Origin of the sequence: Aeromonas eucrenophila (genome assembly GCF_000819865.1) — a bacterium.
Classification (GTDB): domain Bacteria; phylum Pseudomonadota; class Gammaproteobacteria; order Enterobacterales; family Aeromonadaceae; genus Aeromonas; species Aeromonas eucrenophila.
In genome coordinates, this window is record NZ_CDDF01000005.1 from 244887 (window position 1) to 252519 (window position 7633).

3 protein-coding genes and 2 tRNA genes are annotated in these 7633 nt (G+C 62.6%); 3 read left to right on the plus strand and 2 right to left on the minus strand.

Annotated elements, in window-relative coordinates:
• Positions 1-113 precede the first annotated feature (113 nt).
• Positions 114-1982, minus strand: coding sequence for a potassium transporter Kup (locus BN1124_RS05195; RefSeq protein ID WP_042639803.1), 1869 nt, complete (start codon positions 1980-1982; stop codon positions 114-116).
• Between the two features lie 559 nt (positions 1983-2541).
• On the opposite strand from BN1124_RS05195, the gene BN1124_RS05200 reads away from it, so the two are divergent.
• Complete coding sequence (locus tag BN1124_RS05200; RefSeq protein WP_042639805.1) at positions 2542-3378, plus strand: SPOR domain-containing protein; 837 nt, start codon at positions 2542-2544, stop codon at positions 3376-3378.
• A gap of 304 nt (positions 3379-3682) precedes the next feature.
• Here BN1124_RS05200 and BN1124_RS05205 read toward each other — a convergent pair whose 3' ends face one another.
• The gene (locus BN1124_RS05205) at positions 3683-7120 is read right to left on the minus strand and encodes an ATP-binding protein (RefSeq protein WP_042639807.1); all 3438 of its coding nucleotides are present in this window, start codon (positions 7118-7120) and stop codon (positions 3683-3685) included.
• Between the two features lie 248 nt (positions 7121-7368).
• Here BN1124_RS05205 and BN1124_RS05210 point away from each other — a divergent pair.
• Both BN1124_RS05210 and BN1124_RS05215 read left to right on the plus strand, forming a co-directional pair.
• Positions 7369-7444, plus strand: a tRNA-Gly gene (locus tag BN1124_RS05210).
• Positions 7445-7501: 57 nt separating this feature from the next.
• Positions 7502-7575, plus strand: a tRNA-Cys gene (locus tag BN1124_RS05215).
• Positions 7576-7633: the final 58 nt, after the last annotated feature.

A 7633-nucleotide genomic window follows, 5' to 3' on the forward strand; every position in this document is an offset into this window, starting at 1 on the left:
TAGTCAGCATCTCCCTTCCCTGTTTGGGAAAGAGATCTGCCCCGTGAAAATACCGGGGCCGATCTGCTGTTGCGGTGAGGGATCCAGGGAACAGGCGCGGCTGAGACACAAACTCATAGCTCGAGCTGCACCCCCAGCTCCACCACTCTGTTGGTCGGGATCTGGAAGAAGTCGGTGGCCCGCAGGGAGTTGCGGTTCATCCAGATGAACAGCTTCTCACGCCAGCGCGGCATACCCGGTATGTCCGTGCTGATGAGGTACTCGTAGGAGAGGAAGAAGGAGGTGGTATTGAGCCTCACCTTCAACTCCTGTTGGGCGCAGGCCTGGAAGATCTCCTCCATGGATGGGGTCTCCTGGTAGCCGAAATGGGCCACCACCTGCCAGAAGCCTTCCCCGATCTGCAGCAGTTCCAGCCGCTCCTCCCCGGTCAGCCAGGGCTCATCTTTGACCTTGATGGTCAGGAAGATGACCCGCTCGTGTATCACCTTGTTGTGCTTGAGGTTGTGAAGGAGCGCATTGGGGACGACCTTGATGGACTTGGACAGGAACACGGCTGTGCCCGGCACCCGCAGCGGCGGGCGGATCTGGATATTGTCGACGAAGCCCTGCAAGGATAGGGCCTGGCTCTCGAGCTTCTCGAGCACCAGCTCGCGACCACGCTTCCAGGTGGTCATCACTACGATGATCAGCAGGGCAAACAGCACGGGCAGCCAGCCGCCCGCGAAGAACTTGGTGGTGTTGGCGCTGAAGAAGGCCAGATCCATTGCCAGCAGCGGCGTGCCCACCAGCGCGATCAACCAGAGCGGCTGTTTCCAGCGGTGGAAGGCGACCACCATCAGCAGCAGCGTGGTGATCACCATGGTGCCGGTCACGGCGATGCCGTAGGCGGCCGCCAGGTTGCTCGAGCTCTTGAACCAGAAGATCACCAGCACTATGCCGCCGAGCAGCAGCCAGTTGACCAGTGGCAGATAGATCTGCCCCTTCTCGTGCTCCGAGGTGTGGCGGATCTCCTGGCGCGGCAGAAATCCGAGCAAGATGGCCTGACGCACCACTGAATAGGTGCCGGAGATGACCGCCTGAGACGCGATCACGGTCGCCATGGTGGCCAGCACGATCAGCGGCAGTGTCATCCAGCCGGGGGCCAGCAGGTAGAAGGGGTTCTCGATGGCTTCGGGGTGGCGCAGCAGCAAGGCCCCCTGGCCGAAGTAGTTGAGCAGCAGCGCCGGCATCACCCAGCTATTCCACGCCAGCTGGATCGGGCCCCGTCCGAAGTGTCCCATGTCGGCATAGAGCGCCTCGGCGCCAGTCACGCACAGCACCACGGCGCCCAGCACCACGAAGGCCGTTCCCGGTCTCGCCAGCAGGAAGTCCAGGGCGTAGAGCGGGTTGACGGCTGCCAGGATGGCGGGGGTCTTGGCGATTTCGAGCACGCCGAGCAGTGCCAGGGTGGTGAACCAGATCAGCATGATGGGCCCGAACCAGCGCCCGATCCCGGCGGTGCCGTAATGCTGGACGCCGAACAGCACCACCAGCACGACCAGGGCAATGGGGAGCACGAAAGGCGCGAGATCCGGGGCCATGATCTCCAGTCCCTCGACGGCGGAGAGCACGGAGATCGCGGGGGTGATCACCGCATCCCCGACGAACAGCCCCACCCCGGCCAGCCCCAGCAGCATCACCAGGGTGCGGGCGCGGGGGGAGAGACGCCGGGCGGCGAGGGAGGCCAGGGTCAGTATGCCCCCCTCACCCTTGTTGTCGGCCTTCAGCACCAGCACCACATATTTGAGCGACACGACGAGCATCAGGGTCCAGAAGAAGAGGGAGACGATGGCAAAGATCTCCTCTTTACCCGGCTGTAGTCCCATATTCCCGGCAAAGCTCTGCTTCAAGGCATAAAGCGGACTGGTGCCTATGTCACCGTAGACGACCCCCAAGGCCGCCAGGGTGATCGCCATGCGGCCTTGCCCTGCTTCGTTGCTCATCGTGAAATCCCATGTCAATTCATTATGTTAACCATAGTATGGCTGGCTATTGCGAAAGTGAAATGGTGACTGTCGGCGGGCTGATCGGGTGGGGTCTTCTGCCGTCTGCCCGTTTCACCGACGGCCATGGGCTCTCGTTGCTCCTTCGGAGTGGCGAGCCCGTTTCTCCTCTGTGCACGGCTCGCCGCAGAGGCGCCAGCCGCGGATCCAGGCCAGTTTTGCACGAAATGCCGGCTGGAGACGGCCAGATCCCGGTGGATAGCCGGTGAATTCAGGCCGAGTTCAGCCCTACCCCGGTATCGTTTTCCGGCGTTTTATGCGGTGTAACGAACAACAGGCAGAGATGGCTGCTGGTACAGTTGTCCAGATTGCTCCTTCGTCCTGCATCGATGCGCGAAACGACGGCGTCTGGGCCAGCTCAAGGCGCTGCCTGACCGGGTCGCGTTCACCAAGGATGTGATCTCCTGCCCATGATCCACTGGCTTTGATACAGGCCGGTGATCTCTTTTCGTGGCCTCAGTGGCCCTCTAATCCTGCTCATGACGTCCTGGAGGACATGATGACCGAATCTCATCTGCGCAAGTGCAATCCCCATTCTCTCATTCGCCAGATAGTGCTCGGTCTGGTCGCCGGCATCCTGTGCTTCCTGGTGCTGAGTTATTCAGACTCTTCTGCCCGAAAGGACGAGCCCGAGGTGGGGGAGGCCGCTCCTGCGCCGGCGGATGCCAGCCAGCCTGCAGCCGGTCCGGATGAGATCAGTGGCGCCGTAGCGACCCTGATCCCGCCGGCTGAGACCGGGTTACCCCTGCCTTCTGCTCCCGAGTCTATCGAAGGACAGGCCGAGGGGGCGGCCGGCGAGCTGACCCCCATGCTGGATGTGCCGGTCAGCGGCGCCTTGCCGATCGCGGCCGAAGAAGTCGTCGCGCCCGAGCCGCCAATGCCTGCCGCCCCCGCGGCGCCCCTGGTGGTGGCCGAGCCTGCCGCGGTCCCCGAGCCCGTGTCCACGCCTGCCCCGGAGCCGGTGTCCAAGCCGGCAGCGAAATCGGTGTCCAAACCGGCCCCGGCCCCCGCGCCGCAAGGCAAGGCGTCCGGCAAGGTCAGCCTGACGCCCGCCAGCGTCCTGCAACAGAAGAACATCAACCACCTCAGCATCCAGTTGATGGGGGCGAGCAGCCTGGATGCCGTAGCGCAGTTTGTGCGCGCCAATCGGCTCGCCGACCAGGTGTGGATCTATCAAACCAACTTCCATGGCAGCCCCTGGTACGTGGTGCTGAAAGGGGATTATGCCGATCTGAGCCAGGCGCAGGCGGCCATTCGCCAGTTGTCGCCGGCCCTGCAGAAGGCGGATCCCTGGCCCAAATCCTTTGCCCAGGTGAATAGAGAATTGATGCCATAAGCCAAGTGATAGGGGATAGGCCTGGGTGAACAGGCCTATCCCCATGGGCGTTGGGTTGCCGGCGCCCTTGTGGGATAGGGTAAGGGTCGGCTGGCATGAGGTGGGCTGTATGCCCTCGTTCGGGATCTGGCTGGCCGCTTGCTGAGTCGCATTGCAGGAGCAGCCCCTTCGCCCTCATGGCACAACTTCTAAAACAGCACACCCGCGTCATTCGCGGGTGTGCTGTTTTTGGCATGCCATCTGCTCGATGTCTCAGGCTCATTCCGTCAAGGGGAGACAGGCCGCCCGAGATCGCGCCGGATCATCAGCCCTTGCGGTTGGCGAGCTGGCGCAGCAGCTGGGTGCTCTGGTGCAGGCTCTGCTGCTGGGCCTCGCTCAGGGGGCACTGCTTGAGCACGTATTCGGCGCTGGCCACCACCGTCTTCCAGCGCGGTGCCTTGGGCAGGGTGTCCAGGCTCAGGTACTTGTCGAGGGTGCGGGTCTGGGGGCTGGATCTGTCCATGTAGACGCGCCACAGCTTGCTCTTCTCCGCCAGCACTATCTTGCCCTTGCCGGTACTCTGCTGCCAGGCATCCAGGGTGAGGTGCATGGTGTCCACCAGGGCCCGGCGCAGCGGTTCGTCATCCTGCTGACGGATGAGGTTGTCGGCAAGGGAGCGGAATTCGCCTCCCAACCGGCTGAGTTCGCCCAGCAGCTGGCCATCCTCGATGATGGCCTGACGGGACAGGCTCTTGAGGGCGTTCTCCAGCGCCATCACTCTGTTGTCATCCTGGCGGGATTCGGTGCTGAGGGTGAGGGCGAAGGCGCTCTGGCCGCCGAGCGTGATGGGCAGGGCGCGGGCGTTGAGCGCGTCCCGCTGACCCGCCACCAGGAAGGCGAGATCCTGCTCGGGGTTCTCCGCCATGTCCGGCCATTGGCTGGCCAGCGGCGCCGCCAGCCACTCGTCCAGCGGCAGCCCCTCCATGGCTTCCGGCTCCTGTCCCAGCAAGCGCGCCAGCACCCGGGAGGCAAACAGCACTGTGCCCTGCTGGTCGATGAAGACCATGGGATCGGCCCCTTCCCCGAGCAGGGTCAGCAGCCGCTCCTGATCCTGATGCAGTTGCCCTTGCAGGCGCAGGCGATGCTCTATCTCCTGCTTGAGCAAGCGGTTCTCCACCAGAGAGGCGCGACCGGCGCTCGCCTCCAGCAGGGCCTTGACCCGGGCGAACAGTTCCTCCTTGCAGAACGGCTTGACCAGATAGTCGTTGGCTCCGGCGTTGAAGCCTTCCTCTATGTCCTTTGGCTGGTTGAGGGCGGTGAGCAGCAGCACCGGCAGTTGATCCTTGGGGTGTTGCTCGCGCAGGCGGCGACAGACATCGAAGCCGGACAGGGTCGGCATCATCACGTCCAGCAAGATGAGGGATACCGGCTCCTGGGCCAGCTTGGCGAGGGCGTCGTGACCATCGCTGCTCGGCAGGATGCGGTAGCCACAGGGCTGCAGCAGGTGGCGCAGTATGTGCAAGTTGATGGGCTCGTCATCCACCACCAGGATCAGGGGCGCATCGGCCGGCGGGACGGGCAGATCGTCGCTCTCCCAATCCGGCAGGATCAGCGGCTGCTGGCGCACCAGCTGGTGCTCAATCTGGCGGCTGTCCAGGGTCAGTCCGCCGGCCTTGCCACTGGCCAGCGGCAGGGTGAAAGCGAAGGTGGAGCCGACGCTGGGCTCGCTCTCCACATAGAGCTCGCCCCCCATCAGGTGCACCAGCTGGCGAGTGATGGAGAGGCCGAGGCCGGCTCCTTGTTTGCTCACTTCGGGGCTCATCTGCACCAGCGGCTCGAAGATGTGCTCAAGGTGCTCTTTGGGAATGCCGATGCCGGTGTCGGTCACCCGGATACGCAGGAACTGTCCCTCCACCTGGGCGCTCAGCACCACCTTGCCTTGCGGCGTGTATTTGATGGCGTTGCCCACCAGGTTGTAGAGCACCTGTTCCAGGCGCTGCTCATCGGCCAGCACCGGCGGCAGCTCGAGCGGGCTGATGTCCACCAGGCTGAGGGGCTTGGCCTGCACCAGGTGCTGGCAGAGATCCAGCACCAGCCGGATGACCCCCTTGGAGGCGACGGGCTGGGGATGGATCTCCAGCTGGCCGTAGCGCATCTGGTGGTAATCGAGCAGATCGTCCACCAGTCGCGCCAGACCGTCGGCACTCTTGATGATGAGGCCGAGCTGCTTCTGCTGGCCCTCGGTCAGGTCCTGCTGGCTGGCGAGCATGGACTCCGCCATCCCCTTGATGCCGTGAATGGGGGTGCGCAGCTCGTGGGAGGTGTTGGCGAGCAGTTCATCCTTGAGCTTGTCCGCCTGTTGCAGGCTGAGGTTCTGCTTGTGGGTCAGCTTGACCTGCTGTTGCAGCTCCTGGGTCTGGCGCTCGATCAGCTCTATCTTGTCCTTCACCGAGCGCTGCATGTGGCGAAACGCCTGGGCCAGCCGGTCGATGTCGTCATCGGTACGGGGGATCTCGATCGGGTGATCCAGGGCGCCGTCGGCCACCTGCTCGGCCGCGGCGGTGAGGGAGCGCAGGGGGGCCGTGATGGAGTGGGAGAGCCAGCGGGAGAACAGGGTCAGCAGCAGCAAGGATCCGGCCCCCAGCAGGATCACCAGGGTCTCCAGCTGACGGATGGGGGCATAGGCCTCGCTGGTGGAGATCTCGGCGATGAAGGCCCACTCGGTATCGAACACCTTGACCTGGGTATAGGCGGCCAGCACCTCGTCGTCGTGATAGGAGAGGAAGGGGCCGACCCCTTGCTCCCCAGACAGGGCCTTGATGACCAGCGGGGTCTGCAGCGGCCGGAAGTTGGGGCTGAAGCTGTTCTCCACGCTGAATTCCGGCGCCAGCCAGGCGTCGGCCCGCATCCGCTTGTCCGGGCCGATGAGGATGGTCTCGCCGGTCTCGCCGAGCCCCTCCCGCTCCGCCATGATCTGGTTGAGCTTGTCCGGCAGCAGCTCGAAGATCACCACGCCGCGCACGTCGTCATATTGCATCACGGGGGCGGCCAGGTAGGCGACCACCTGACCGGTCAACTCATTGCGACCAAAGTCGGTGAACTCGAAGATCTGTCTGGGCTTCTGGCCCCCGTCGAGGCGGCGTTTGACCTTGGCAAAGGTGTTGCCAAGCCCGCTTGCCTGATAGGGGCCCGAGAGCAGGTTGGTGGCGAAATTGGGGTGCTTGGTGACCGAATAGACCACATCACCATTGAGATCCACCAGGAAGATGTCGCTGTAGTTGCTCTTGCGCACCATGTCGGCATAGCCGCGGTGGAAGCGCTGGTGGACCCGGCCATACATCTCGTCCGCCAGGATCAGGGCGCTGATGGAGGGTTCGATGACCAGCTTGCTGTCGGGTTGCTGCAACTTGTCCCAGGAGCCCGGCACATAGCGGGATTGGGCACGGGCACGGGCGCCCTGGGGCGTGGTGCCCAGCTTCTCGAAGGCGCCGGTGAAGCCGTAGAAGCGGCCTATGCTGTCGCCGGCGAAGTCTTGCTGGGAGAAATTGGTGATCTGCTCTTTGAGGTTGCCGAAGTAATCTTCCAGCTGGCTCTTCTTGATGTTGCGTACCGACACCAGATGATTGGAGGTCTGGGTGGTGAGGTCCTTGCCGTGGCTATAGAGGAAAAACAGGGTCACGACCAGGAAGGGCACCAGGCCTAACATAAAAAACGCCAGCATCAGCTGCGGTCTGAGCCCACGTGGCCTGAAGATCCATTTCATTTTGTGATTTTCAATTGAGAATCCAGTTACTAAGCAGGGTGAGTTTCTGACTAAAGACTAACTATTTCAATGACTTTATCTTGAATTCGTTCGGCGGGTCACAAGGATTGGAGGGATTTTCGACCAAGGCGTTTAAAGCCTGAGCAAACAACCGGGAAAAGCGCTGAAAGTCATAAAAAAGGGTTGTGCCCGTGCTCGGGGTACGTATAATGCGCCTCGTTGTCGGGTAACTGACATCAGGCAGTCAGGCGGGAATAGCTCAGTTGGTAGAGCACGACCTTGCCAAGGTCGGGGTCGCGAGTTCGAGTCTCGTTTCCCGCTCCAATATCTCATGACACCAAGCATGAGCATCACTCTCAAGACCCTTGGTCTTGTCAGCATGGCGCGTTAGCAAAGCGGTTATGCAGCGGATTGCAAATCCGTTTAGTCCGGTTCGACTCCGGAACGTGCCTCCATCTTCTTGTAGTTCCCAGCAGTTCGATTCCATATCCTATTCTCTGCGTTCTCTGCGTT

Excerpts from the sequence above, each read along its gene's own strand:
- BN1124_RS05195 (WP_042639803.1), bottom strand. The coding sequence starts at position 1,982 with ATGAGCAACGAAGCAGGGCAAGGCCGCATGGCGATCACCCTGGCGGCC.
- BN1124_RS05200 (WP_042639805.1), top strand. The coding sequence starts at position 2,542 with ATGACCGAATCTCATCTGCGCAAGTGCAATCCCCATTCTCTCATTCGC.
- BN1124_RS05205 (WP_042639807.1), bottom strand. The coding sequence starts at position 7,120 with ATGAAATGGATCTTCAGGCCACGTGGGCTCAGACCGCAGCTGATGCTG.